Below are 25,866 nucleotides of genomic sequence, written 5' to 3'. Positions count from 1 at the left end.
AAGTTGGGTTAAACTCTCTCACTTACTTGATTAAGACAACTTGAACTTACTCAACTCACCGTGAAGATCACTGGCTTTTACTGTCAGTTCGTTACTGATCGCTACAGAAGATGACATGGTATCCATCACTTCCATCGCCGTATCATTAATCACAACCACATTACGGTTGATCTCTTCTGAAACCGAACTTTGCTCTTCTGCCGCTGAAGCGATCTGATTATTCATATCATTAATCACTTCAATAGCTTGGTTGATTTCGGCCAACGCCAACTGCGCTGCTTGTGTTTCTTCTTTGGTATCCACCGCTTGTTTCTGGCTTTGCTCCATCAACACGACGATTGATTGCGTTTCTTGCTCCAAACGAGCCAACATTGCACGAATTTCTTCTGTCGAGCCTTGTGTGCGCGTTGCAAGGTTGCGGACTTCATCGGCTACCACAGCAAAACCACGACCCGCTTCACCAGCACGCGCAGCTTCAATCGCAGCGTTTAGAGCCAACAAGTTGGTTTGATCGGCAATGCCACCAATCTCACTCAGAATACCCTGAATAGCCGTGCTTGAAGCCACCAAATTCTGCGTCTGGTGCTGTGCATCATTCACTTGCGAAGCGAGGTTATCCACCGCGCTTGCAGCATTGTCCATACGCGACATGCCATTCGCACTATTGCTTTGAACTTGGCTTGCCGCCGCTGCTGCTTGTACCGCAGAATTTGCCACTTCTTGTGCGGTTGCGCTCATCTCATTAATCGCCGTTGCTAGCGAGTTGACTTCGTTCACTTGAACGTTCAGTTGATCTCTCGAAGCCGCCGCGCGAGCTTGGCCTTCACTTGCGTTTTTATCAACTTGGTCTGCCGTCGCCATTACGGTTAAAAGCATTTCCTGAATACGAGCGAGGAAGGTATTAAACCAGTGCGCCAGTTGGGCGGTTTCGTCCTTACCTTTCACCTCAATGCGGTAAGTTAGGTCGCCCTCGCCTTGTGCTGCGTCTTTAAAACGCTCCACTAAGTTAGTTAACACTTTGCCCAACGAGGTCGCTATCATCGTCATCGCAACAATACCAATCAGAGCCGCAATAATCCCTGCCCACACTCCCTTTTCAAGAGCTTCTGCACTTTGTTCTTCACTCCATCGCTCGTAGTCATCCACGTTCTTTTTAAGGAAGCTACTGGGAACCGACACCATAACGATCCAAGGCGCATCGCTGGTTTCAATTGCAGTAATCGCATACTCATCCCCACCAAACGTCACAAGGCCTGCGCCTTTTTGTTTCGCAATGGATTGAATACGAGCCCATTGAGACGCCAACTCATGAGAGACTTTCTTGCCCACTTGATCCGCTTGGCTGCTGTTCGCCAGTGTGATGCCTTTCCACGAAGAAATCAGAATACGGCCTTGTCCATCAAACAAGTCGCTCGCGTAATCTTCACTTTGGCTTTGTAACTCGTTCAATGACAAATCAAAACCGAGAGAGCCGATGATCTCGCCACGTAACTTGATTGGTTGGCTGATGGTCGTGATCAGTTCTTGTTTGCCGCGAACCGGATACATGTACGGTTCCATCACGAACGTTTTGCCCGTTTCGAAAGGCATCAAGTGCCAATCGTCTTTACGCTCACCGTTGTTGTTTAATTCAGTATTGCTAAAGCTATCCATCGCCACAACATCAAAACTGTTGTGCGAATTTGGCGAAAAGAATGGCGCTAAGTAGCCTTCGCTATTAAAGCCAAGGCTTTTGTCTTGAATAGTTGGCTCAACCCACGATGGCTTTTCCCACACCATGTAACCAGCAAACACAGCTTTGTTCTGAGCTTCTAGCGACGCAATAAACTGTTTAACAATAATGTCTGGCGTTGCGGCCGTCTCTGCGCTTAATTCGATAATTGAACGCGCTTGCTTTAAGTTCGCCAACACTGGCTCTAACTGGTTGGAAATATTCAGCCCTTGCTGAATCGCCGTATTGCTCAGGTCGGTCGTGGTGGCTTCGGTCAGTTGAGATTTTACTTTTGTAGTGATTTGTTCATTCACTTGCGTGAACGCATTGGTTGTCATACCCATTGCAATCAATAGAGTGAAGGCCATTGCCCCACCCGCACTGACAGCAATTCGAGTGCGTATACTGTTAAACATGATAGCCTCACAAATTGATTTTTATCTGGCATTAAGCATTGGAAGGATCATGGATTTTAAACAAGTAAAGTTAATAGGAGACTTTCGTTTATGAACAGATCAAGAACAGAAAATGTAGTTTTATTAATAATAATAAAATAATGCAGCGTTTCGCTTGTGCATGAAACCATTGATTTGATTGAATTATCTCAAAAAAGAGAATCTAAGCGTTTGTATTTAAACGCAATAACCATATCTAAAAAATGGTTTTATAAAAAGTAAGAACCTTTCCTATCGAGTGCACTTGTGAAGATTGGCAATTATTAATAATGTGCTCAGTGTCACATAAATAATTTAGTATCTTCATGTTTTATATGGAGTTAACAGAACCAACCAATCTATACCATTTATATTTCAATCAGTATTGATAGATATAAATAAACAGGTACCACTGTATTTAAGGTTAGACATTGAAAACCGACACAAAGGTGAGAAAATCATTGTCGACAACTTTTTCACACCTATAGTGAATAATGTTCGTTAAGATCAACATTCGAATTTATCGAGATTGGATAAGAATAAATGAAACGTGTACTTTTGGTAGAAGATAATCGTGAAATAGCGGGAATGTTGTTCGATTATTTTGAATGTGCTGGCATGCAGCTGGATTACGCCGACAACGGTGAGCTAGGCTTAAAACTGGCGATGGATAATGCGTTTGACATCATTTTGCTCGACCTCATGCTGCCGCGCATGGATGGCCTAACACTGTGCAACAAGCTGCGCGATGCGGGTAATAACACTCCGGTGTTGATGTTGACTGCACTTGATAGCCGAGACGACGTGCTCAAAGGCTTCCAACACGGCGCCGACGACTACCTCACCAAACCGTTTGATCTCGATATTCTTGAAGCACGCATGACTGCATTGATTAAACGCTACCGCGGTACGGTTGCATCAACCAAACTCCAGTATGGCGAAGTGTCTATCGATCAAAAAACGCATCAAGCCTACCGTCAAGATAAGCTGTTGGCATTGAATCCAACCACGTACACTATTCTAGAAATGCTGGTCAAAAATGCCCCCGAAGTTGTGACGCGTGAAGAAATCGCATTCCGCTTATGGCAAGAAAATGAGCCAAACAATGACGTTTTGCGCAGCCACATTTATCAACTGCGCGGTCAACTCGATAAACCCTTTGAAGAACATTTATTGAAAACCATCCCTAAAGTCGGCTTCCGCTTGGAGCCGGGGGCATGATTCGCCGCTTATTTAACAACACACAAAGCTTAACTGGACGCCTCGAACTCTTCTTCCTGTTGGTGTCGATTGTGATTGGTCTGCTGTGCTTCGCACTTGTTAGTGGCGCGTTGTTGTGGTCGGAAGATCGCGTCGGTGAACGACGTATTATGATCGACAAGAAAGAAGCGATTGAGCATTTTAGGCGTCATCCTGGCGACGGAATGATCAAGCTCGATCTGCTAACAACGGCGTACAACGATATCAATCTGATCCCACCTGTCTACCAGCCTTTTTTGCAAGACAAGCAGTACTTTCTCGGTGAAGTCGGTCAAGAGCCGAACACCAGAATGATTTACATGAGCACTTTTAACCAAAATGGCGAAGAGCACCCTATCATTCTGATTTCACTCATTGATGAAATCGAAATCACCTCAACCGAGTTTGTTTATGTCATCGTAATGGTACTGGCGGTGGTAACGGCGCTTATCCTAATTTTTGGCAGCCTTTTACTGCGCCTATCGCAACGTTTGATTGAGCCAGTCAGCGCACTCAAGGTGCAACTAGACCAACACCAAGGCGATACATCCCAAAAATTCATCGTGCCTGAAGGTTCGGCTAAAGAGTTCCAAACGTTAGCCTCTCAGCTCAATGAATATCGCAGCCAAATCAATCAGGTGATCAAACGTGAGCAAGCTTTTGCGCGATATGCCAGTCATGAACTGAGAACGCCACTAACGGTGATGAAAGGATCGAGCAGCCTGCTAGCCAGAAGCCCAAGTACGCCGTTTCAAGAGCGTCAGATTGGCCGTATTCAAGATGCTACTCAGCAAATGTCGACCATGGTTGATGCTTTGTTGGGATTAGTTCGATATGAACGTAACACCGACGACAGCCCCGTTCGAACCATCTCAGAGCAAGAGCTTCACAACATCGTTGCTCTTAGCCAAGCGCAAGCCGATGAAAAGTCGTTAGAATTTAATGTTCAGATATTGGGCCATCCGCAAACCAAAGCGACCACTGCAGTGCTTAACATTACGTTGAGTAACTTAATTCGCAACGGCATTGCAGCCACGTCAGCGGGAACGATTCATATCACCATGACTGATACCACACTGTCGGTGAGAGATGAAGGCGAAGGCTTCTCTTCCGTGCCAGATGCCGAAGGCCATGGCTTGGGGCTCATGATTGTGGACGACTTATGCCGACGCTATGGCTGGCAATTCACTATTGATACACATCCTGAGGGTGGATGTGAGGCAGTGATTGACCTTTCGTCAGAGCATCATGAGGCTTGCTCAGAGTAACTTCCTCAGCACTAGATTCAATCAAGAGGTATCTCATTTGCTCAGTATCAAAACGGGCGGTTCGATACCTCTTTCTTATTCGATTGAATGAAATCTTATGCCGCAAGCGCAACTAGTCGTTCGAATGCTTGCGATGCCGATTCCGACGCTTCGCACACAGAAAACACATCTTCGATAAAGTACTTCAACGCTCTGGATTCAATGGCTCTGATTGCAGCTTGCTGCTCGTCCGATAAATAGCCGTAAATGCTCGCCGCGCCAAAGTCACCGAAGATCATCTCCCCTTGCTCGTTCACCAACGTATTGTGCGCATACAAATCACCATGACACACCTTGTTGTCGTGTAGGTGATTAAATACGTCCACCATCTGCTCAACAATAGAATTCACTTGCTCGACTGTCAGCGTAAACCCTTGTGGGAACGTATCTCGGGTGCAGGTTTCCAACGTTGGTGGCAAACCTAAGTTGTAGTAATTGTTTGGAATCAGCTCCATCACCAACGCAAGCTCTTTACCGTCATCCACTTGCGCGATGGATTTTACTAAGTTGTTGTGATGCCCAGCTTGCAAACACGCTTCAAGTTCATCATGAGGGTAACCATCACTGGTGACCTCGCCCTTGAACACTTTTACCGCAACTTCACTCGGGAAGTCGTATTGAGCGTCAATCCAGTTAGCATGAGAAATCACGCCACTTGCCCCTTGGCCGAGAACATGGTTAAGCGAGTAACTGTTTGTGGTCACTTTCGGCACACTGTCTAGCGAAGATGGGTGTTTGCAGAATGGATTACCTGCAAAAGCAAACCATGCCAATTTAGGTAGCTTCATCAGCACATCCGGAAAGTGCTCTAGCTGGTTCGCAGAAAGACGAACCAATTCCAAATTAACTAAGTTTTCCATGCTACTTGGCAGTCGTTTGATGCGATTCCCCGCCAGTGCAAGCTTTCTTAAGCGCGGCCTTTCACCCAGACTGTTTGGTAGCGTTTCAATCTCGTTGTCGGTCAGGATCAGCCAACGTAACTGACTTGGTAGTGAGGCTTCACTCACCACTTTGATCTTGTTGGTTTTAAATCCAACCATCTCAAGGTTTGGCAGCTTGCCCAATACCTCTGGTAAATGGGTGAACTGATTATTGGAAGCAAAGATGATTTTTAGTTTGGTCAGCTGTTCCAGCTCTTGTGGCAAATCTGACAGTGCGTTGCCGGATAAATCTAACACTTCAAGCGAGTCTGCAAGCTCTAAAATTTCCATAGGGAACTCAGTTAGCCCTTCCGCCAACTTCAGTTGTTTAAGTCCTACTAATTGTCCTGTTTTTAATTGTTCTAGAGTCTGCAAAACCAAGCCTTCTGATTGAATGGAAATAAGCGACGTAGTGTACGTGGCTTGAGGTAGAAAGGCGAGTCATGGGATGGAATACCATGGAATCAAAACAACCAAAGGATAGAAGTGAAACCATTGAAATGGTATTACAGCAGCAGTGAGTGCGAGTCAAAACATCAGGAATAACCGAAATGGTTGTACTGAAACACAGACTTTTTATCTGGGTTTAATGGCGTTACACTACGCGCCCTTTTTAAATGGCAAAGGTGACACGGTTTATTCCGTCAGCATCGACATGAAACTCTCAGAAAGTCCTATCACCCAACATAGCTTTAATGGGCGCAAATTTTTCCTTAAACGTGACGACATGCTCCACTCCCACTTTTCCGGGAACAAAGCACGTAAGTTTATGACGTTAATGGAAGAGCAAAGTCCCGACATCACCACGTTAATAAGCTTTGGCTCCGCTCAATCTAATGCCATGTACTCGCTAGCGGCTCTCGCCCAGATTAAAGGTTGGGCATTTGAGTTTTATGTTCATCACATTCCATCTTGGCTAAAAAGCTCCCCCATCGGAAACTATCGCGGCGCTCTCGATTTAGGTATGAAAATCACCACCATGCAAGACATCGGTAGCGAACTCCACCCTAGTGAATACATCCACCAGGTACGAAGAGTAGATGAGTCGACATTGCTTATTCCAGAGGGTGGACGTTCCCACCTCGCTGAAGCTGGTATCAAACAGTTAGCACGAGAAATTCTTGATTGGACGCGATTGAGAGGTAAAGAACAGTTTACCGTCGCCCTGCCATCAGGCACTGGCACGACCGCTTTATATCTTCATAAACATTTAAGCCCACACGGCATAGAAGTGCTAACTTGCCCTTGCGTAGGCAATGCAGATTACTTAACTGAGCAGTTCAACCAGCTCGGTGAAAACAGCCACCCAACCATTTTAACCGTGCGCAACAAACACCATTTTGGTCGCTTGTACGAAGAAGATTACATCACATGGAAAGCGCTCTTTGAGCAAACCGACCTCGAATTTGACCTGTTATACGACCCGTATATGTGGCAATGCCTCACCCCTTGGTTGGAAGAGAACACAGATAAAACGGTGATTTATATTCACCAAGGCGGGTTACTTGGCAACGAATCGATGTTGCCAAGATATCAACGAGAATTTGAATAGCGTGTTCAAATAAAGTTGTTGCTGATTACAGTGATTCCACTATTTGATGAGCGCCAGAATTTTTTTGAATTCAGGTGCTCGGCAATCTTCGACCATTTCATACAAACACATTTCTAGCCCAGTGAGCACCACACCGTTAGCGGTTAACTTCGCAAGAGCGAGCGCTTTATTGGCAGCGGTTCGGGAAGATACACAATCCGTGACTAATTCAACGCGATAACCGGACTGGCGCAGAGAAACCGCGGTTTGATAGACGCAAATGTGGGATTCAATACCGCAAACCAACCAGGTATCAACTTTCGCGTTCTCCACCGCGACCTTAAACGTCGCCTCTTTGCAACCATCAAACGTGTACTTGGTAATAGGTAAATGCGTGCTTTCAAGCACTTCACGAATCGGCTCCGCGGTTGAGCCCAACCTTTCTGGATTCTGTTCTAGCCACAGAATAGGCAAATCTAGCGCTTTGGCACCCTTTACCAGTTTCGTGATATTTTCAATCAGTGCGTCGCTTTCATGCATTAATGTAGCGAGTTTGCCCTGAACATCCACCACAATCAGGCCCGTGTTTCCTTTCGATAACATTTCCATCTCCTATCTTGTGCGACCACAAACCATACTCAACAAGTTGAACAACAGTTAATGTATCAGAACCCTTTCATGTTAGAGCAATAAAACCTAGAAAGATGACCTTCGCTCACACATTTGCCCTTAGTTAAGTGTGGTTTGAACTGACTATTTAAATTTCTCTCGAATTAGTTCAATCAAGGCTTTGACTTTATTAGGCAGAAATAAGGCCGAGGGATAAATCAGAGTAAGATGCTGCTTCGGATGCGCAAATTGAGGCAGCACCTCGACCAACAAACCGTCTCTCAATGCAGGCTTGGAATGAATTTGAGGAATAAACGCGATGCCGTTTCCTGCTATCGCCATCGAGCGCAGCAAGTTGAGGTCGTCCGAGCGCAACGCCACATGCAGATCTGAATCGAGCAAATCGGCATTGTAACGATTAGTTAAAAGGCGATGCTGCTTAAGATCTTCCACCGTTTTTACTGGCGGATGCGATTCTAGATAGGCTTTTGACGCAACAAAGTGACTACGATAAGGCAAAAGACTGAACTGCACATAGCTGTCATCGGTGACTTTGACCACGCTAGGAAGAAGCTGCAAATCAAACGATTGACGCTTGAGATCGACACTCTCTTGATGGTTTTCAATCTCGACCGAAATATCCGGGTACCGCGTTGTGTACTCGGTGATGATCGCGTTAAACGCGGCAGAGCTCATCAATGCGGAAGGAATGGCTAAACGCACCTTGCCCGTCAGCTCTTGTTGATATTCATGCATGGCATTTAAACCTTGCTGAATATGGTCAATAGGCTGCCCCACCAACTCAAACAAGCGTTTCCCGTGCTCAGTCAACTCAATGCTGCGTGTTGTGCGGATCAAAAGCTGTACCCCGAGCGATTTCTCTAATTCTTGCAGGCGACGACTCACTTTTGAGCGTTGTAGTTGATTCGCCTCTGCCGCTGCACTTATACCGCCGTGAACCACCGTCTGAGTGAATAGGTAAATATCATCAAAACTAACGTTCATTGTCCTATTTTTAGGTCATTTATGTTCGTATTATCATTCTACTGAATTGTGAGTGACTTCTCTATAATCCGCTATCCAATATGTTTAACGGAACTTGTAATGACGGCTGACCAAAAATTCAAACACTGGATGCGAACTTTGATTGTCCTGTTCATCGTACTATTTTTGTACATTATCATTGCTGACCGCCACGCCCCCTTAACGACCGAAGGACGAGTGCAAGGATACGTTGTCCAAGTCGCGCCCGAGGTATCTGGTAAAGTGACCGACGTTCTCATCGAGAATAACCAGTCCGTTCAAAAAGGCGATGTGTTGTTTACGATTGATGATCGTAAATACAAGATAGCACTTGAACAGGCGGAGCTGTCTCTACAATCCGCTTATGAAAAAGAAGCAACGCTGTATTCTCAACGCGAAGCCGCTCTTGCCAATATTGCCCGCGCACAAGCGACATTTGATAATGCACACCGCGAGTACACCCGCTTACTGACACTATCGAAGCAGAAAGTCATCTCTCAATCGACACTCGATAATGCCTTTGCCCAAAATCAGGTATCACGTGCAGCGCTTAAAGCGGAAAGACAAAACTTAAAAGTCATTGAGGCGCAATTAGGCGTTCAAAAAGGTCAAAGCACCGCCGTTCGAATTGCCAAAAACGGCATCGAAAAGGCGCAACTTGATTTGGCAAATACCGCGGTACTCGCTCCCAGTGATGGTGTCGTGACCAACCTGCAACTAGAAGTTGGCACGATGGCAAACACCAACATGCCATTGCTGACATTTGTACCAACAGGATCACTCTGGGTAGCCGCTGATTTTCGTGAAAAGTCCGTCGCGAACGTAGACAAGACTTTCCACGCCCTGGTCACATTTGATGCCAACCCAGGTTCGGTGTACGACTTTGATTTAGCTAGCCGCGATTACGGTGTAGCAGCCGCACAACAAACGCCTAATGGCGCACTAACCAAAGTGGAAGTAAACAACCGCTGGGTACGTGATGCGCAGCGTACACGAGTGAACCTAACCAGCAGCGAAGAGTTACCACCAGCACTGTTTGTCGGCTCTCGTGCTACCATTGTTTTGTACCCAGACAACAACATTTTCTGGCAGTGGATGGCGCAAGCACAGATTCACCTCGCAAGCTGGTTCCACTTCATTTACTAGGTGGCGACAATGAAAACCTTACGAATTTGGTTCGGCTGCTCTTTAGGGCTCGCGCTAAGCATGATCTTCGGTTGGTCTTACGGATTTTTTGCCATCATGATGCCGCTGTTTATTTTGGGCAGAATGGACCACTTTAATCTTTCGGCTTTATTGATTGTGTTTTTCTCTGCGGTGTGGACAACCATACAAGCCACATTTTTACTGGAATACTTGCAGTTTCATCCAACATTAATGACCGTTGCCGTCGGAATCATGATGCTGTTTAAGTGCATTGCAATGATGAACCAGAAAACCTATTTGTTTGGTTACATGGGGCTGTTGGTGGGTTCAATTGTGTTGAACTTTGCCAGCTATAACTTCATGGATATTGAAGAGTTCAACGTTAACATGTGGGTGATGGCGTTCAGCAATATTTTTGTTTGCGCATTCGCGTATTGGTTGTTCCCGGAGCCAAAATCCCCCGCCGAGCACATTGAAATGTCGACCCCAGTGAAAAGCGATATTGACTACATCAGCCAAGTTGCCATGGGTTGGGTAGTAGCGATGGCGGCGTTTATCGTATTCCAAGTAGCGGACTTATATGACTCGCTATCCGCACAAGCTTCCATTTTGATCATCCTAACCCCAATGACTTTAGCGGGCTCGCTCGCCATGGCAAAAATTCGCATCATCGGCACCGCACTAGGCTGCATCGCAGGGATGGTTGTTCAGCTGATATTGGGCAGTTGGTATGGGCATGGGCTACTCTTTTGGCTCGCCTTTACCATTGCAATGGGGCCATTCTGCTTGTGGCTCACCAAGGGGCAAATTAAAGCAGCTATCGCGTTTTCTGCCATGTCTGCCCTATCGGTTCCGCTGACGACCTCATTGGTGCCAGAACAAAAAGACGCGTTCTTTTCGATCTTGTACCGTTTTAGCTCGATTTTCGTTGCGGTTTTGCTCACCGCGATGGTGATGTGGGTGGTGCATCACTGGATTCGTGTGATGTTGCTAAATCATCCTGAGATGAGGAACGTGGAGTTGAATTAAGCCTTGGCAGAGGCTGGAAACGGGAAATGTATGCCGCTCACTTTACTGCGAGTTACTGCGAGCGGCATTTTTATTTAAAACGGTCATCCTAAACATCGAGGAACGAGCGTGATTCAGGATCTACCCACCGAGAGCTTTGAAGTTCCTAGCTTATCGCCATCTCCCAGCGTGTTGTTAGCAGATTCCTAGTCTCGTCTAGACTCGCTGGAATGACCCAACTTTGAATACAAGCCAAATAGTTGGGTACGTGAGTAACGTATCTCTTAACAACCGTCATACTGAACAACGAGGGACGAGGTGATTCAGGAGCTACCCACCGAGTGCTGTGAAGTTCTAAGGTTATCGCCATTTTCCAGTGAGTTGTAATCAGATTCCTAGTCTCGTTTAGACTCGCTGGAATGACCCAATCTTGGATACAAACCAAATAATTGGGTATGTGAGTAACGTATCTCCCAACATCCGTCATCCTGAACAACGAGGGACGAGGTGATTCAGGAGCTACCCACCGAGTGCTGTGAAGTTCTAAGGTTATCGCCATTTTCCAGTGAGTTGTTAGTAGATTCCTAGTCTCGTTTAGACTCGCTGGAATGACCCAACTTTGGATACAAACCAAATAGTTGTGTACATGAGTAACGTATATCTCAACAACCGTCATCCTGAACATCGAGGAACGAGCGTGATTCAGGATCTACTAACCACGTGCTTTGAAGTGCGAAAGTTATCGCCATTCCAGCGAGCTGTAATCAGATTCCTAGTCTCGTTTAAACTCGCTGGAATGACCCTAACTTTAGTTTATGGTGTCGAGCCTAAGTCTTAATATCAACCCACCAACTCTTTACGAATGATCTCCGCTCCCGCACTTAGCGCACTGAGCTTAGCGGTTGATACTTCACGAGACAAAGGCGCCATACCACAGTTGGTACATGGGTAAAGCTTGTCGGCATCAACGTATTTCAATGCCTCTCGCAGTGTATTCGCCACTTCTTCTGGCGTTTCAATTTCGTTGGTTGCAACGTCAATCGCACCAACCATCACTTTCTTACCACGAATCAACTCAAGTAACTCAATAGGCACTCGTGAGTTATGACATTCGAGCGAGATAATATCGATATTCGACTGCTGCAATTTAGGGAATACTTCTTCGTATTGTCGCCATTCAGTGCCTAGCGTTTGCTTCCAATCCGTGTTCGCTTTGATGCCGTAGCCATAGCAGATATGCACCGCCGTTTCACATTTCAGCCCTTCAATCGCACGCTCTAAACATGCAATGCCCCACTCGTTCACATCATCGAAAAACACATTGAACGCAGGTTCATCAAACTGAATGATGTCGACACCTGCCGCTTCAAGCTCTTTCGCTTCTTGATTGAGGATCTTCGCAAATTCCCAAGCCAGCTTTTCACGGCTACCGTAATGATCATCATAAAGCGTATCGATCATCGTCATAGGGCCTGGCAGCGCCCACTTGATAGGTTGCTTAGTTTGCTGACGCAAGAACTTGGCATCTTCAACAAACACGGGCTTTGTGCGACTTACTGGGCCAACCACCGTCGGAACACTTGCTTCATAACGGTTGCGAATGGTCACCGTTTTACGGTTTTCAAAATCTACACCGCTTAAATGCTCAATAAAGGTCGTCACAAAATGTTGGCGAGTTTGCTCGCCATCACTGACGATATCAACGCCTGCCAGTTCTTGTTCTTGCAAAGCGACACGTAGCGCATCGCGTTTGCCATCAATCAGTTCTTCACCTTGCAGTTTCCACGGCGACCAAAGTTTTTCTGGTTCGGCCAGCCAAGAAGGTTTCGGTAAGCTGCCAGCCGTTGAAGTCGGTAATAGTGTTTTCATCGTCATTCCTTTCTAGATTCTCGTTGTCGATTACGCGTAGTTTGCAGACCATTGTTCAAGCACAGATTGATAAGGTTTGATGAAATGCTCCTCGGCAAATTTCCCTTGTTCAATCGCCAGTTGGCTGCGCTCTTCTCGGTCGTAAACGATTTGAGTTAGCGAGTGGTCTAGGTTTTTTAGGTTTGGCTGGTAGCAATTACCGGCAACCGCGTTGGCATTGTAAATCTCAGGTCGGTAAATCTTCTGGAATGTCTCCATCGTGCTTATCGTGCTGATAAGCTCTAGGTTTGAATAATCGTTCAGCAAGTCACCGAAGAAGTAGAATGCCAATGGTGCGACACTGTTTGGTGGCATAAAGTAGCGCACCTGTAAACCCATCTTTTTGAAGTACTGCTCCGTCAACGAAGATTCGTTCGGCTGATATTCAAAGCCCAAAACAGGATGTTGATTTTCGGTGCGTCGGTATACTTTGTTGTCCGATACGCTCAGACAAATCACCGGCAGCTTTTTGAAATGCTGTTTGTAAGACTCAGAATTAACGAAAGCTTTGAACAGTTTGCCATGCAAATCACCGAAGTTAGCTGGGATGCTGAAACGTGGCTGGTTTTTGTTGTGGTCCAACAGCAAAACGCTAAAGTCGTAATCACGAACGTATGAAGAGAAGTTGTTGCCCACAATGCCTTCGATGCGCTCGTTAGTGTTGTGGTCAACAATGTTGGTTTTGAGCACTTCAATTGATGGGAAGGCTTCGCCACTGCCTTGGATATCCATATCAACAGAGATGATTTCAAGCTCTACTGAGTAGCGGTCACCTTGCGCATTATCCCAATGTGCCAACGCATTAAAACGATTGTCGATCATTCGGAGTGCGTTGCGCAGATTCTCTCGGCGGTAGTTTCCACGAGCCAGATTAGCAAAGTTGGTAGTGATTCGCGTATTGTCTGATGGTTGGTAATTCTCATCAAAACGAATGCTTTTGATAGCAAATGTGAAATCGTTATTCATCGTGAGTTGGTATCCTATTTCCTTAGATAAAGCAGACTTTTCCTAACTCTGTGCATGGGGATATTTTTGTTTTTTGGTTTTCCCAATCGTTAGGTTGCGCAGCGTTCACGACGAACAGTTCGTACTAAAAACGGTGGTCGCAGTGCCTAACACCAGAGCAGTCCTTTTTTTATACTTGCTTCACGAGTTGAGTAATATTGGTATTGTTTCACATTGAACATGAAAGAAATTCATAGTGGGAGTTCCAACCCAGAGGGAACTATCGTAGATACTGTTTTTCATTGACACCAATACACGTAACTTGGCGAGCATATTGCTAATATGTGTAATTAAGAAACTGGTAAGGGATTAACAGTACGTAAACCAGTTTTAAGCCTAGAAAACGCATTGTATAAACAAGACGCTACCTGGAATATAGGACAGCGTAGCTTAAATAGCACTTTTCACACTCCATCATTTATTCAAGCATTCGTTTAATTAAAAGCACCTTACATTTTATATCCTCGGAAAGAGGATTATTTAATTATCTTATTTATTTCTTTTCCTATATTTACCATCTCAAATGTAACGTTTAATTTTTCCGTTTTAAAATAACATATAATCTCATACACGAATATGACAAGTTCATTGACGGACTTTGTCACCCAATCATTACATTAAGCTAGAAAAAACCGACAACAAAACAAACATAAGCCACTGTTTTAATTTAAAATTAAATTCAGAAAGCCGTAATGACCACATAACGACACTTTACTTAGTTTGGCATAACAAAAACCTCAACAATAACATGGTTAATAATTATAAATCTCACTTCTATCAATAAGGAGTTCAAACATAACATTAGAAAATAAAAATTAAGTAATAACTTAAAAAGGTAAGACTTAATAACTACATTCTTATTTATTATAGTTGAGTAATGAACTTAAAAACTATGAGACATTAATCCCACGAATCTATACTTTTCCTTTTTTTATTAAAAAACAAGATGCAATATTTCACCGCTCAATTATTGAGCGCCAATTAATAACCAGTCCATAATTATAAAACACCCATAGAGTTATTGTTAAAACCCAATAATAACCTTTATGGGCTGACTAATAGGAAACAACAATGGAAAAACAGCATCTTTCCGCGAGTATTATCGCGCTCGCATTACTTGGTTCTCTAACTCCAGCACATGCTGAAGATACATTAAAAGCTTACACTTCGACCTTGCTACAGCTCGATGATAGCGATGCACGCTCGAAGAAGATCCGCTTAATTTACTCCTTAGAAAATGTCTGGAACCAATCTTTGCTGCCGAATGGAGCTAAGGAAGCCAAGTTGCTTCTAAACGGAGGTTCTGGTTTCGACATGACTAATGTACCGAATAAAGAGCAGATCTATGGTTTTGCCACCGGTGGAGACTACCGTTACACAATCCCAACAGCCTTTAAACTGGCACTGAGTTATTTAAATGGTGCCCCTTTACGTCATATGAGCCATGCTCCAGAAAACACTATTGCAACAGCATCTGTCAGTGAGTCTCTGGACTTTAATCTTGGCTTCAGTGCTTCTGATTCTCCAAATATTAGCGGTGGTATCTCCTGGAGCAACCGCGTAACTTACGATCAACCAGAATTTCAGACGGTGGCTGATTTTGATCAGACCAATGAGAGCATTAATTGGCTTATCGAAAACCAGACTATCCGCCACAATACTCCACCTAAAGACTGGTTATTGTACCGTTGGACCAGCTGTGACATGGGCAACCTAATTGACTATAGCGAATTACCTGTCGTGATGCGCTCTGATTTTAAACCGCAAGTCGGTGTTGTATATCGAAAAAATGATATTCAAGATGGCCTAGATACATCAGAAGTCAAGCTGGTTGCAGGTTGGCGAAAAACCAATTACTACTTTGGTCGTGACTGGTGTAGCTGGTATACCACCCCAGAAAATACCTGGAAGAAAAATCGTGATAGCAGTCAATGGACAGAGACTAGCCGAGCCGTAACTATCTCTTGGAATGACGCGCTCTACCACTAACTTATTAGCCTGCGGCCACGGAATGAATAAGTGGCCGCCGTATTTACTAATGAAATAAACGGTAAGACATGACAAGTAATAAAAAACTCTTGACTGGATCGGCGCTAGCACTTGGTGCAGTACTCGCCATATTTCTAATTAATTCAAATAACAAGAATTCCCAGAGCGATTCTGTTGCAAGCTTTGACGAGCAAATCAAGACAGAGAAAACTGAGACAAGAAGTGTAACGCCTCCTGAGAGCGATGCAACTCAAGAGGTGGTTACCGTTCCAACACCACAGAATGACAATGACGCTACTTCCGACGTCATTCCAGCTACACCTTGGATATCTGCCCCATTAAATGAATTGAGCAATGAACTGTACGATTTTATTGAAGCTGAACAGGTAAGTTACATCAGTACAACCGACTATCCATTCGACGAGCAAAAGCAAAAACAATTGCGAACATTAGCTAAACAAGGGGTTCCTATCTTGTTTGACAACACGGAGTCATCCTATTTGGATAGCTACGGTGTTAGCGAAACCAAAGTCGTTTCAGAGTATTTTGGCACAGCGTCAGAAGGTGATGTCATCATTGCTACCGGAGTGCAGAATGAAGATGGCAGCATTCATTATCTTGTTTTGCCTTTAAAGAGCAAAGATCTCAACGATAACAGTAAATTGATTGAGGACACTAAGCTCGCAATCACTCTACTTAAAGAACAGAAGCATGACTTGATAAAAGAGAGACAAGGCGAGCATAGCGAATAAAAATAAAGGAAGATAGCTTCTCCTATTCCATGGCTATCTTCCTTAAAATAACTCCAGTCTCAATCAAGAAAAATTCATTTATCTTCCCTCCGGCACCCTATCCGAAATCACCTTGCCATCTTTGATGGTGATGATACGTTTGGTGCGCTCTGCTAGGGCGTTATCGTGCGTCACGATGATCAAGGTTCTGCCTTCAGCGTGAAGTTGATTGAACAAGGCTTCAATCTCTGCGCCGGATTTTGAATCCAATGCACCCGTTGGTTCATCCGCTAAGATGATTTGCGGATCGTTGACCAAGGCTCTTGCAATCGCAACTCTTTGCTTTTGACCACCAGAAAGCTGGTTTGGTTTATGATCTAAACGATCCCCTAGCCCGACTTGCTCTAGCAATTTAGCTGCGCGCTGGCGACGTTCTTTGGCTTTGATGCCAGAGTAAACCAACGGCAGTGCCACGTTATCGAGCGCCGTCGCGTATTCCAATAAGTTAAAGCTTTGGAAGACAAATCCGATCTTTTGGTTACGAATGCCAGCCAGGTCATTCGCACTTAAACTTGCGACGTTTTGGCCGCCAAGTTGGTACTCACCATCGGTGGGCTTATCTAAACAGCCGAGCATGTTCATCAACGTTGACTTACCCGAACCGGACGGGCCAAGAATCGAAAGAAACTCGCCTTGATTAATGGTTAAGTCAACGCCGTCTAGCGCGCGAACTTCCGCCTCCCCGCTTGAGTAGTATTTACAGATGTTGGTCAGCTCAACAAGCGGCTTGTTCGACATGTTCTCTCCAGAGTTATTATTGTTATTCACTTTGTAGCGCCTCCAACGGGCTGACTTTTGCGGCTCGGTTTGCAGGTAACCATGCAGATGCCACACCAATGATCACTAAGGTGAGGATGACAATCGCGACAACGACCCACGACAACTCAGGGACAGGTTTACCCAGTTGTTCATAAAAGGCATTGCCCTCTAAAGGAATGGAACTGATGGCAGACACCAGCGCGTACGTCACGCCTAAGCCAAGCGCGCCCCCCATCATCATTGTCAATAAAGACTGCACTAAATAGTGCATGCGAATGGCCGTTGGGGTTGCACCGACTGCCATGCGCACGCCGATATCACGCGTAGATCGCTTTACGGTGGCATACATCACATTGGCGATGCCAACGCCAGCAACAGCTAACGTCACGAAGCCGATAATGCCAAGAAAACTCTGCAAACCTATCAGAAACTGCTGCATACTCTTTTGCTTAAGGAACATATCATCGACTTGGACGACCTGTTCATCACTGACACTTGCCCCGTGCTTACGGGCAATCACTTGCCTGATCGTCTTTGCTAAGGCTTCTCGGTCTACATCGGCTTGTGGTTGCACATTGATGCCACCAATTTCACCGTTGACATGAAATCGCTTCCACGTCGCTAACGGCACAAAGCTGGAATAGTTGATAAGATCCCCCAGCTCTATTTGAGCGCTGTTTTTCTCCAATACGCCCACAACGGTGAACTCCTCATTGCCGATTTTTACCTTTTTCCCCACAGGGTTGACTTGCAATGTGACTGTCGCAAACCAACTAAAGTCCTCATCCGGGTTGAATAAGTCGGCTGCCAGTTCATAACCCAGTACAACGACTTTGCGCGTCTCTTTTTGATCGAGTGGATTTAACCATCGCCCCCCCGCCATCGGCACCAAATTGGTCATGGATTGAAACTCGCTCGTGACCGCTAACGGCTCTTGCCACGAGTTTCTATCACCAACGGTGATGCGCTCTTTCCACTTCGCAGTTGGCGCAACACTTTTTACATCGGGTAACGCTCGAACGACCTCTGAATCGTCCATTTTTAATGTCAGAAATTTACCTTGGTGAAAAGCACCGTGGTCGACGGTGGCCATCCCTCCGGTCAAATAGATCAAGTTGCCGTTACCATTTTGTGCGGTTTTCAATACGCCCTGACGAATACCCTCACCTACCGCCAACATAGCAGCGATACAGAGGGTCGCCCACGCTACTGCCAGAATGGTCAAACCCAGTCTCAGCTTTTCTGCCGCCATTTCTTGGAAAATTTGTCTCATCGGTAACAGCATGACTAGGCCCTCGCACTCAAAGCAATGACTGGCGTGAGACGCGATGCTCGCCTTGCTGGGAAATACGACGCCATCAATGCCAAGATAAGCGTCACAAGTAAAGACCAAGCAATGGAATCTGGCGTGATCACAGGTAAACCAATCCATTCCGGTAATGCCATGCTGCTTAAGACAGATACCACGGCATACGAAAACATCAGACCTAATGCCGTGCCCACGGCTACCAAAATAAGCCCTTCAAGAATAAACTGACTGAGTATGGATTTTTGAGTCGCCCCGATCGCCAAACGCACACCGATTTCACGCGTGCGCTCCGTGACGGATAAAAACATGATGTTGGCAATGCCAAGCGCACCGACCGCCATGGTCATCGCGCCGCTCGCTCCGAGAAAAATCTGAATGCCACGCAAAATTCCACTGATGACCGCCGCACCTTCACTAAAATCAGGTAATTCGACCGCATCTTTATCACTTGGGTCAAAATGAAGCTGCTTGGCGAAAAAGTTCACGATATTTTGTCGAAACGACGGTGCATCCATCCCATCTCTCGGCTTCATCAATACCATCCAAGGTTTCGCATCCCACAAATCGCGGTACGTTGTTTGAGGAATGAAAACCGTGCGGCTATCGCCGAATGAAATGCCAGTGTCCTCACCAACGGTTATCCCAATCACCAAAAACGGAATGCCGTTGACTTTGAGCCTATCCCCGATTTGGATTCCGCCCATTTGCGCAATTTGATCGCCTAACACTGCCACGCGAGTGTGGTTTTTCATATCACTTGGTGACAGGTTTCTCGAACCGGATTGCAGCTTGCGTTGTATTAAAGGAAAGTAAGACGTATCAATACCGCTGACCGTACTCGATAAGTTCTGTCCTTTGAGATTGGTGATATTCGCATCCCATTTGGCGTAAACGCTTGACGCCTGTTGCACGAAGCCTGACTGTTTGATCATGTCGACTTTTTCTTGTGGAATATCAATTTGTCGTCTTGAAGCTAACCCTTGCCACGGTTTACTGGTACTCGACGGAAACACCACTTGCACATTGTTGACCATAAATGAAAACGACTGGGTCTGATGGCGATAAAAGCCTTCGCCAAGTGCGATTAACACCACCACAGAGATCACGCCCCAAGCAATCGCGATAATGGCTAGCACGCTCTTCATGCGATGCGCTATCAACGTTTGCCAAGTTTGTTGCAATAGACTGCTCATGAATGAAAAGCTCGAGAGATCAACGCCATGGTATCGTCATCGAGTTTCCCTGCGGTTTGCAGTAAGCCGATTCTCTTACGCCAGTAGCTGTACAAGTTGGTTTGCAGACTGTTTTTCGCCTCAAACAAGCTGTTGTGTGCGCTGATAACTTCCGACACTTCAAGCAGGCCAGCGTCGTAAAGTTTCTCTTTGCTTTGCAACACTCTAGCGCGCGACTCAACCAGCTCGTTCGCTATCAAAACTTGATTCCAGTTGATATCGACCTGCGTAAACTGCTGAATAACTCGTTTCTGAATATCAATTTCCACTCTACGCATATCTTGCTTGGCACTTAAAATGTTCAACGATGCTTCGTCCACTTTCGCTCGCACTGCACCATTGAGGTCAATCGGCAAACTCAAACTAATCCCAGCGTTAAACTCGCCGTTTGAACGATTATCACCATCGCTGTAGCCCACACTGCCTTTGACTGTCGGGTAGTATCCACCTTTAGCTGAATCTTTCGCGAACTCGCTCGCCTTCACCATCTGCGCCGCCACCAGCAGCTCTGGACTGCTGTCTTTCGCCAGCTTTAGCCATTGCTCCTGAGAGTCCACCAGCATCGGAGGCTGAATTAAAGAATCCGTTCGAATTTGGTCGACACTCTCCGGCATTTGATTAATTAACGCCGCAAGCTCTGCTTTTTTCACTTCGAGATCGGCTTTTGCATTGAGGATACTTGCTTGCTCAGAGACTTGATTCGCTCGCATCTCTTCAACATCAACCGACTTCACTTTGCCTGCTCGATAGCGTTTCTCAATGATGTTGAGAAGTTCCTTCCCCTCCTCCAGCTTGGACTGCGCCAATTTGAGGTCGCCCTGTGCGCTTGCCACATCTAGGTAAGCGGTGAGCAACTTCTGCGCAAGCTCGTTATGCGATTGAGATAGCTCTAACTGTGCTTTGAGATAATTGGCATTCGCTTGATCCAGTTCCGACCACAAACTGCTATCCCAAATAGTTTGAGATAAGGTCGCGCCGTAACTGTTGGAATGGCTTGAGGACTCATTCCAATCCGCTGACGCACTGGCACTTAAACCCGGCAATAACGCACTGCGGCTACTCTGTACGCCAACCTCGCCAAGCTGGACGCCGATTTTCGCCTTTTCGTAATTTGGATCGTTATGCTTTGCTTGTTGCCAAGCTTGTTCAATAGAAATTGCATAGGTAGGCAAACTGAGCGTGGCAGCCAACAATGCAAAGGCGATTTTTGATCGTTGCAGCTTAACCATGCGCCGCTCCCATCATGCTGTTGTCGATAACCTCTTCATCAAGCTCCACGCCATCAAGCACTTCGACATTGATGCCATCTGACAGACCGAGTTTCACCGGTTGTTTATGAAACCCTTGTTCTGAGCTGTCGGGGATCAGAACATTCGGTGCGTCACCATCAAATTGCAGAGCGCGCTCCGGTAGAGTGAGCACGTTTTCAGACTTCTTCAGAATGATTTGAGCCGTCGAAGAAAAACCAGAACGAAGCAATACATCTTGTGGGATCTTGAGTTCTCCCACTTCAACCTCAAAACCGTTATCAAAACTTTTTGCCGAAGCATTGCCCTCTGGTGAGTTGAGGTTCTCAGATTGAATCGCCACTTTGGTTAGCACACCAGAAATCGCCACATCAGGATAAGGCGCAACCGTCAACATAACGGGCATTCCCGGAGACAACTGCGCAGCATCATGCTCACTGACGCTACCTTTAAAAATCAGACTGTTCATGTCGGCCAATGACATCATTTCAGTCGCGGCTTGGCTTGATTGAGTCGAGATGATCGGCTCTCCGACCTCAACTTTCTGGTTGAGTACCGTGCCATCAATTGGCGCGTAGATCGTCGACGTTAAACGCGCATCACCGATAGACGCTTCACCACTGCGGATGAGTTCGAGATTCTGGCGCTTTTGCAATACGTCCGCTTGCGCAGATTTGACTGCCGAGCGCGCACTTACGTATTCGTCGTAGTTACTTGGAATAATGTCCTGCTTGACCAAGCTTTCTAAGTTGGACAGTTTTTGTTTGGCGGATTCCAGATCGGCTTCGCTACGCATGAGTTCTGCCGATGCATCCGTTAATGCTTGGGGAGTTGGGTTTGGTCGTACTTTGATCAGAGGCTGGCCTTGCTTCACCTTTTCACCAACTTTCGCGTAAATTTCACCGACGATACCGTCGATTTGTGACTTGATAGACACGGAGTGTGCAGGGACAATCTTACCAACAGCCACAGCTTGTTTTTCAATCGTACCTTTTTCCACAATCAATGTAGGCAGCAATTCTGGTTGAGCGGCAGATTGGAGATAGAAATACGTACCACCGCCGAGCAGCGCGATGCTCACAGCGGAGACAAGCCAACGTTTCGTCATTATTTATTCCAACAATTATTGGGTAGTCTAATGACTACTCCTAAAACACAAAGTTGAAGGAATAATATCCTGCTTTAATAGCGGTTTGGTTGTCACAGTTGGTAAGGCTTTGTCAGTCGTCTCTGACAATCAAAGATTAAAAAATCTCGACGAATCATTCAGCAAAGACGCTGTCTACGATGGCGACTAACAAGCTCTGTAACCGCTCGTTTCAACCGCCACCCATTTCATTCTGAACAATGTGCAAAATGGTGCTGTTCTGTATCCTCCAATCGCATATCCATACAGTCTTGCGCCTCACGTCCTAAAGCAGGAAAAACCGCATGCGCTTTTAAAATGCCTCGGCTGATAAAGCCACATTTCTCCAACACACGAATACTCGCGTGGTTGCCAATATGCGGGGGTAGTGCGAATGCGCGTTATACCCAAGCTTTGCAGGTAAACAACGCCAAGTTTGCAGGCTTGGGTTGCATAGCCTTTTCCCTGATAGCGAGCAGAAATACCAAAATGGATTTCACTGCTGTCTTGCTCTGGTATCAGCACCAGACAGCCTATAGGAGTTTGAGAAGTGAGTTCTTCAATAGCGAAGACTAATAGATTGGGGGACTTTTTATCATATTGAGCGCGCCATCTTTCGATGGCTTCAAGGGTTTGATTAGAATTTGGATGGGCTTGGCGGTTGAGGAAGCGGCATGCTTGTTCATCGCCTAAATAGTTTTCAAACAGAGGATCTGCATCTGTTGTTTTGAGGTGTCTGATTGCCACTTGTTGAGATTCAACTCTCATCATGATTTAGCTCTGATAAACATTCGGTTTCCAGATTTGCATGAAATTTTCTACTGGAGCAATAGGAGTGAACCCAAACTGTTTGTACAACCCATGAGCATCGCGGGTTGCAAGCATCATACGGCGTAAGCCTTGTAGTTCTGGATGAGCAACAATTTCTGAGATCAACCACTTACTGATGCCTTTACCACGGTGTGCCTCCACAACAAACACATCGGCAAGGTACGCAAACGTGGTGCGATCGGTAATTAACCGAGCAAAAGCGACGAGTTGATTTTCGTCATCCAAAACCGCGAAACAGAACGAATGGCGCAAAGACTTCTCAAAGCGTTCTCTTGGAATACCCTTTCCCCAATAACTGTTTGAAATGAACTGGTAGATAACGTCTAAATCCATGTCATCTAACGACGTGGTAATCCGAAACCCTTGCATTGTATCCCTCAACATTGATTTATATTTTCTTAGCCACACAGACAAGCGAGTTGGCATTCGCCTCAAATGCTTGCGCTGACCAAGACTGGTACTTCTCTATGATTCTGAATCCCGCTTGTTCAAGGAAAACCTCTATGTCTTCCAGCGGACGATATTTTAAATCAATGCTGGAATACTCAATCGTTCCACCTTCAAAATGGCGCTCTTTGTTCAAATACATGATGGACGTTTGCAAGTCATACTCGGCTTTCATACCTAAATAATTCACTTCACCATAAGTTGGAGAAACATAGGTTTGCCACAGCGCCATCTCATGATCCAATTCTAGATTCTCTGGCGTTGGTAACCGCGTATCGAAGACAAATCGCCCACCTTTTTCTAGGTGCTTTGATATTGAGCTCAGTGCGCCTGCCAGCATGTCGTCACTTAAAAAGGCTTGGAATGCATTCCCTGTCATTATGGCTAGGTCAAACTTCTTACCTAACGAAAACTGGGTTGCGTCGAGATGAAGAAAACGTAAGTTACTCCTACTTTTGGCTTTGTCCTTTGCGTGTTTGAGCATCCCTTCAGAAATATCAATGCCAATGGCTTCGTTGAGTTGCTCAGAGACTGGAATCGTGACAATGCCGGAACCACAACAGACATCCAGTACACTTCGAGCATTGGTTTCTTCGATTAACCTTGTGATGAAAGCAATGTCGTAATGGTAATGCTGCTCGTATTGGGCATCGTATTCAATGCCCGACCCGAACTCGGTTAAATCTTGTGTTTTCAAAAACAGTCCTTGTTTGTTACTTATTTCAGTGGTGTGACTTTTTCAGCTCTAGCATCAAGTATCGACACACATAACCAACACCAGATACGTAACCAATCACATTTTCTAAGGAAACCACTTCCAACCCCGCCTGCTGACAGAGTTGTTCAACTTCACATTCGGTATATGCCGTATGCACGACCGATCCACTATAAGTGTTTCGAGGCAAATCTTGTCCATCCGGATCGTGGTATTGAAAGCTGATAAAACATCGTCCATTCGCAGTTAGCTTACGCGAAATGCACTCCAGCAGTTGTTGAGGCTCGGCTAGAAACTCAGTAAAACCAAGTGCGGTGATAAGATCGAAGGTTTGCTCAAACAAAGGGGAAAATGGCTCATCGAGGTTATGAACCGCGACACTTTGATAGAGGTTAGTTTGGCGCGCTTTATCAACCATTTTGGACGAGATGTCTAAACCATGGATGGTGAGATCTGGATAGTGATTTTTTACGACATGACCGATACTGCCTGTCGCACAGGCTAGGTCGAGAGCCAAGCCTTGCTCGATGGGAAAGGTTTTTAACTTCCCAGAAATCCAACGTGGGCCGACGTAATGGCTGTCATCCACCAACTTTTGATAGCGCTCCGACACATCATCATACATTTTTGCTACGTTCATCGTTTCCTCCTTGATAACCAGAACGATGCTCGAATGTAACACGCAATACGCACCTAAGCACTTATTAAATGGCTAATTTTTTATGAAACGTAACCGACTGGTTATTCAGCGCTAACCCGTAGAAATAGATGAAATTTTGAAAAGTACTAGCCCGTGATTACGATGGAATTTTTAAGTGCATAAAGAAAAAATATGTCCTGATAATCTGCTTCGATTATTCAGCGAATCTTATTTCCATCATTCTATTCGCTGTATATAAAAACAATATTTAAATTAACATAACAAACCTATCGCTTATTATTTTCCATTTAAATAATGATTCTTATTTTTAATATCATTCTATAATTAAAGTGCTCAAATTCTCATGTTGTATTAACTTGAGGTTTAATTTATGAAACTAACTCCTTATTTAACTGCTGTTGTTTCGGTCAGCTGCGCTTTTGGCGCATTCGCAGCCGATGATTCAAAAGCACTTTTAGAAGATGCACTGAGTGCTGCACCACCGACTATTCGCGATAAAGTAACAGTGATGGACTGGAACAATAATGTTCTGCAAGAAGGTTCTAGCCAATACACTTGCTTCCCAACGCCTCCTCAATTGGAAGGCACAGCGCCAATGTGTATGGATGGTCCTTGGATGGAATGGGCAGACGCTTGGATGAACAAAAAACCTTTCCAAGCCAAAGCATTAGGTATTTCTTACATGTTAGCGGGTGATGGCGGTGCCAGTAACACCGACCCATTTGCAGAAGGGATGACGGACGATAATCAATGGATTGTGGAAGGACCACACTTGATGATTATTACGCCAGACCAAGCGTTGCTCGACTCTCTACCAACCGATCCAAGTTATGGTGGCCCATACGTGATGTGGAAAGGCACTCCATACGCACACATTATGATTCCCGTTGGAGCGAGAAAATAAAAAGAAAAAATCCG

Annotated in this window: 22 protein-coding genes and 1 pseudogene; 8 read left to right on the top strand and 15 right to left on the bottom strand. The window is 45.5% G+C overall.

The window, feature by feature from the left end:
* Positions 1-30: 30 nt before the first annotated feature.
* A complete protein-coding gene (locus VEA_RS07620; protein ID WP_006742643.1) occupies positions 31-2,127 on the bottom strand; it encodes a methyl-accepting chemotaxis protein in 2,097 nt (698 codons plus the stop codon).
* Positions 2,128-2,688: 561 nt separating this feature from the next.
* Between VEA_RS07620 and VEA_RS07615 the strand changes: the two genes are divergently transcribed.
* Together VEA_RS07615 and VEA_RS07610 are read left to right on the top strand one after the other, a co-directional pair.
* Positions 2,689-3,366 carry a response regulator transcription factor gene (locus tag VEA_RS07615; RefSeq protein ID WP_006742644.1) on the top strand — a complete coding sequence of 226 codons (678 nt, stop codon included), beginning with the start codon at positions 2,689-2,691 and terminating at the stop codon, positions 3,364-3,366.
* Positions 3,363-4,652, top strand: coding sequence for a sensor histidine kinase (locus VEA_RS07610; RefSeq protein WP_006742645.1), 1,290 nt, complete (start codon positions 3,363-3,365; stop codon positions 4,650-4,652). The genes VEA_RS07615 and VEA_RS07610 overlap by 4 nt, the downstream gene beginning before the upstream one ends.
* 95 nt (positions 4,653-4,747) lie before the next feature.
* Here the strand turns inward: VEA_RS07610 and VEA_RS07605 are convergent, their stop codons facing one another.
* The gene (locus VEA_RS07605; protein ID WP_012841613.1) at positions 4,748-5,986 is read right to left on the bottom strand and encodes a leucine-rich repeat-containing protein kinase family protein; all 1,239 of its coding nucleotides are present in this window, start codon (positions 5,984-5,986) and stop codon (positions 4,748-4,750) included.
* Between the two features lie 280 nt (positions 5,987-6,266).
* Here VEA_RS07605 and VEA_RS07600 point away from each other — a divergent pair, with 280 nt between their 5' ends.
* The gene (locus VEA_RS07600; RefSeq protein WP_041853031.1) at positions 6,267-7,163 is read left to right on the top strand and encodes a 1-aminocyclopropane-1-carboxylate deaminase/D-cysteine desulfhydrase; all 897 of its coding nucleotides are present in this window, start codon (positions 6,267-6,269) and stop codon (positions 7,161-7,163) included.
* Positions 7,164-7,202: 39 nt separating this feature from the next.
* Here VEA_RS07600 and VEA_RS07595 read toward each other — a convergent pair whose 3' ends face one another.
* Together VEA_RS07595 and VEA_RS07590 are read right to left on the bottom strand one after the other, a co-directional pair.
* The gene (locus VEA_RS07595; RefSeq protein ID WP_012841611.1) at positions 7,203-7,745 is read right to left on the bottom strand and encodes an isochorismatase family protein; all 543 of its coding nucleotides are present in this window, start codon (positions 7,743-7,745) and stop codon (positions 7,203-7,205) included.
* 150 nt (positions 7,746-7,895) lie between these two features.
* Positions 7,896-8,756 carry a LysR family transcriptional regulator gene (locus VEA_RS07590; RefSeq protein WP_005494676.1) on the bottom strand — a complete coding sequence of 287 codons (861 nt, stop codon included), beginning with the start codon at positions 8,754-8,756 and terminating at the stop codon, positions 7,896-7,898.
* Positions 8,757-8,855: 99 nt separating this feature from the next.
* Between VEA_RS07590 and VEA_RS07585 the strand changes: the two genes are divergently transcribed.
* On the top strand, positions 8,856-9,920 hold the full coding sequence (locus VEA_RS07585) for an HlyD family secretion protein (protein ID WP_012841610.1): 1,065 nt from the start codon (positions 8,856-8,858) through the stop codon (positions 9,918-9,920).
* A gap of 9 nt (positions 9,921-9,929) precedes the next feature.
* Positions 9,930-10,949, top strand: a complete 1,020-nt coding sequence (locus VEA_RS07580) for a DUF2955 domain-containing protein (protein WP_006742649.1) — start codon at positions 9,930-9,932, stop codon at positions 10,947-10,949.
* A gap of 819 nt (positions 10,950-11,768) precedes the next feature.
* On the opposite strand, the gene VEA_RS07575 is transcribed toward VEA_RS07580, so the two are convergent.
* Together VEA_RS07575 and VEA_RS07570 are read right to left on the bottom strand one after the other, a co-directional pair.
* Entirely contained in the window at positions 11,769-12,797 is a 1,029-nt protein-coding gene (locus tag VEA_RS07575) for a methionine synthase (protein WP_012841609.1), read from the bottom strand.
* Between the two features lie 30 nt (positions 12,798-12,827).
* On the bottom strand, positions 12,828-13,802 hold the full coding sequence (locus VEA_RS07570) for a DUF1852 domain-containing protein (RefSeq protein WP_005457949.1): 975 nt from the start codon (positions 13,800-13,802) through the stop codon (positions 12,828-12,830).
* Between the two features lie 1,110 nt (positions 13,803-14,912).
* Between VEA_RS07570 and VEA_RS07565 the strand changes: the two genes are divergently transcribed.
* Entirely contained in the window at positions 14,913-15,830 is a 918-nt protein-coding gene (locus VEA_RS07565; protein WP_006742651.1) for a leukocidin family pore-forming toxin, read from the top strand.
* A gap of 68 nt (positions 15,831-15,898) precedes the next feature.
* Positions 15,899-16,582, top strand: coding sequence for a hypothetical protein (locus VEA_RS07560; RefSeq protein WP_006742652.1), 684 nt, complete (start codon positions 15,899-15,901; stop codon positions 16,580-16,582).
* Between the two features lie 78 nt (positions 16,583-16,660).
* On the opposite strand, the gene VEA_RS07555 is transcribed toward VEA_RS07560, so the two are convergent.
* The 9 genes and pseudogenes from VEA_RS07555 to VEA_RS07515 all read right to left on the bottom strand — a co-directional run bounded on the left by VEA_RS07555 (position 16,661) and on the right by VEA_RS07515 (position 24,927).
* Positions 16,661-17,359 carry an ABC transporter ATP-binding protein gene (locus tag VEA_RS07555; protein WP_006742653.1) on the bottom strand — a complete coding sequence of 233 codons (699 nt, stop codon included), beginning with the start codon at positions 17,357-17,359 and terminating at the stop codon, positions 16,661-16,663.
* A 22-nt stretch (positions 17,360-17,381) separates the two neighbouring features.
* Positions 17,382-18,665, bottom strand: coding sequence for an ABC transporter permease (locus VEA_RS07550; protein ID WP_006742654.1), 1,284 nt, complete (start codon positions 18,663-18,665; stop codon positions 17,382-17,384).
* Between the two features lie 2 nt (positions 18,666-18,667).
* A complete protein-coding gene (locus tag VEA_RS07545) occupies positions 18,668-19,882 on the bottom strand; it encodes an ABC transporter permease (protein WP_006742655.1) in 1,215 nt (404 codons plus the stop codon).
* A complete protein-coding gene (locus tag VEA_RS07540; RefSeq protein ID WP_006742656.1) occupies positions 19,879-21,150 on the bottom strand; it encodes a TolC family protein in 1,272 nt (423 codons plus the stop codon). Before VEA_RS07540 ends, VEA_RS07545 begins: the two co-directional genes overlap by 4 nt.
* Positions 21,143-22,276: an efflux RND transporter periplasmic adaptor subunit gene (locus VEA_RS07535; RefSeq protein ID WP_005376722.1), complete on the bottom strand. Its 1,134-nt coding sequence runs from the start codon at positions 22,274-22,276 to the stop codon at positions 21,143-21,145. The genes VEA_RS07540 and VEA_RS07535 overlap by 8 nt, the downstream gene beginning before the upstream one ends.
* Positions 22,277-22,503: 227 nt before the next feature.
* Positions 22,504-23,065, bottom strand: a pseudogene (locus VEA_RS07530) (GNAT family N-acetyltransferase).
* A 3-nt stretch (positions 23,066-23,068) separates the two neighbouring features.
* Positions 23,069-23,494 (bottom strand): GNAT family N-acetyltransferase, encoded by a 426-nt coding sequence (locus VEA_RS07525; protein WP_012841607.1) that lies wholly within the window; start codon positions 23,492-23,494, stop codon positions 23,069-23,071.
* Between the two features lie 19 nt (positions 23,495-23,513).
* Complete coding sequence (locus tag VEA_RS07520; RefSeq protein ID WP_006742657.1) at positions 23,514-24,269, bottom strand: class I SAM-dependent methyltransferase; 756 nt, start codon at positions 24,267-24,269, stop codon at positions 23,514-23,516.
* Positions 24,270-24,294: 25 nt separating this feature from the next.
* Positions 24,295-24,927 carry a class I SAM-dependent DNA methyltransferase gene (locus VEA_RS07515; RefSeq protein WP_012841606.1) on the bottom strand — a complete coding sequence of 211 codons (633 nt, stop codon included), beginning with the start codon at positions 24,925-24,927 and terminating at the stop codon, positions 24,295-24,297.
* Positions 24,928-25,318: 391 nt separating this feature from the next.
* Here VEA_RS07515 and VEA_RS07510 point away from each other — a divergent pair, with 391 nt between their 5' ends.
* A complete protein-coding gene (locus tag VEA_RS07510; protein WP_012841605.1) occupies positions 25,319-25,852 on the top strand; it encodes a hypothetical protein in 534 nt (177 codons plus the stop codon).
* Positions 25,853-25,866: the final 14 nt, after the last annotated feature.

The organism is Vibrio antiquarius, assembly GCF_000024825.1.
GTDB lineage: Bacteria > Pseudomonadota > Gammaproteobacteria > Enterobacterales > Vibrionaceae > Vibrio > Vibrio diabolicus.
This window is presented reverse-complemented; position numbering and strand designations above follow the sequence as displayed.

Coding starts and splice junctions, on each gene's coding strand:
- VEA_RS07620 (WP_006742643.1), bottom strand. CDS start 2,127: ATGTTTAACAGTATACGCACTCGAATTGCTGTCAGTGCGGGTGGGGCA.
- VEA_RS07615 (WP_006742644.1), top strand. CDS start 2,689: ATGAAACGTGTACTTTTGGTAGAAGATAATCGTGAAATAGCGGGAATG.
- VEA_RS07610 (WP_006742645.1), top strand. CDS start 3,363: ATGATTCGCCGCTTATTTAACAACACACAAAGCTTAACTGGACGCCTC.
- VEA_RS07600 (WP_041853031.1), top strand. CDS start 6,267: ATGAAACTCTCAGAAAGTCCTATCACCCAACATAGCTTTAATGGGCGC.
- VEA_RS07595 (WP_012841611.1), bottom strand. CDS start 7,745: ATGTTATCGAAAGGAAACACGGGCCTGATTGTGGTGGATGTTCAGGGC.
- VEA_RS07590 (WP_005494676.1), bottom strand. CDS start 8,756: ATGAACGTTAGTTTTGATGATATTTACCTATTCACTCAGACGGTGGTT.
- VEA_RS07585 (WP_012841610.1), top strand. CDS start 8,856: ATGACGGCTGACCAAAAATTCAAACACTGGATGCGAACTTTGATTGTC.
- VEA_RS07580 (WP_006742649.1), top strand. CDS start 9,930: ATGAAAACCTTACGAATTTGGTTCGGCTGCTCTTTAGGGCTCGCGCTA.
- VEA_RS07575 (WP_012841609.1), bottom strand. CDS start 12,797: ATGAAAACACTATTACCGACTTCAACGGCTGGCAGCTTACCGAAACCT.
- VEA_RS07570 (WP_005457949.1), bottom strand. CDS start 13,802: ATGAATAACGATTTCACATTTGCTATCAAAAGCATTCGTTTTGATGAG.
- VEA_RS07565 (WP_006742651.1), top strand. CDS start 14,913: ATGGAAAAACAGCATCTTTCCGCGAGTATTATCGCGCTCGCATTACTT.
- VEA_RS07560 (WP_006742652.1), top strand. CDS start 15,899: ATGACAAGTAATAAAAAACTCTTGACTGGATCGGCGCTAGCACTTGGT.
- VEA_RS07555 (WP_006742653.1), bottom strand. CDS start 17,359: ATGTCGAACAAGCCGCTTGTTGAGCTGACCAACATCTGTAAATACTAC.
- VEA_RS07550 (WP_006742654.1), bottom strand. CDS start 18,665: ATGCTGTTACCGATGAGACAAATTTTCCAAGAAATGGCGGCAGAAAAG.
- VEA_RS07545 (WP_006742655.1), bottom strand. CDS start 19,882: ATGAGCAGTCTATTGCAACAAACTTGGCAAACGTTGATAGCGCATCGC.
- VEA_RS07540 (WP_006742656.1), bottom strand. CDS start 21,150: ATGGTTAAGCTGCAACGATCAAAAATCGCCTTTGCATTGTTGGCTGCC.
- VEA_RS07535 (WP_005376722.1), bottom strand. CDS start 22,276: ATGACGAAACGTTGGCTTGTCTCCGCTGTGAGCATCGCGCTGCTCGGC.
- VEA_RS07525 (WP_012841607.1), bottom strand. CDS start 23,494: ATGCAAGGGTTTCGGATTACCACGTCGTTAGATGACATGGATTTAGAC.
- VEA_RS07515 (WP_012841606.1), bottom strand. CDS start 24,927: ATGAACGTAGCAAAAATGTATGATGATGTGTCGGAGCGCTATCAAAAG.
- VEA_RS07510 (WP_012841605.1), top strand. CDS start 25,319: ATGAAACTAACTCCTTATTTAACTGCTGTTGTTTCGGTCAGCTGCGCT.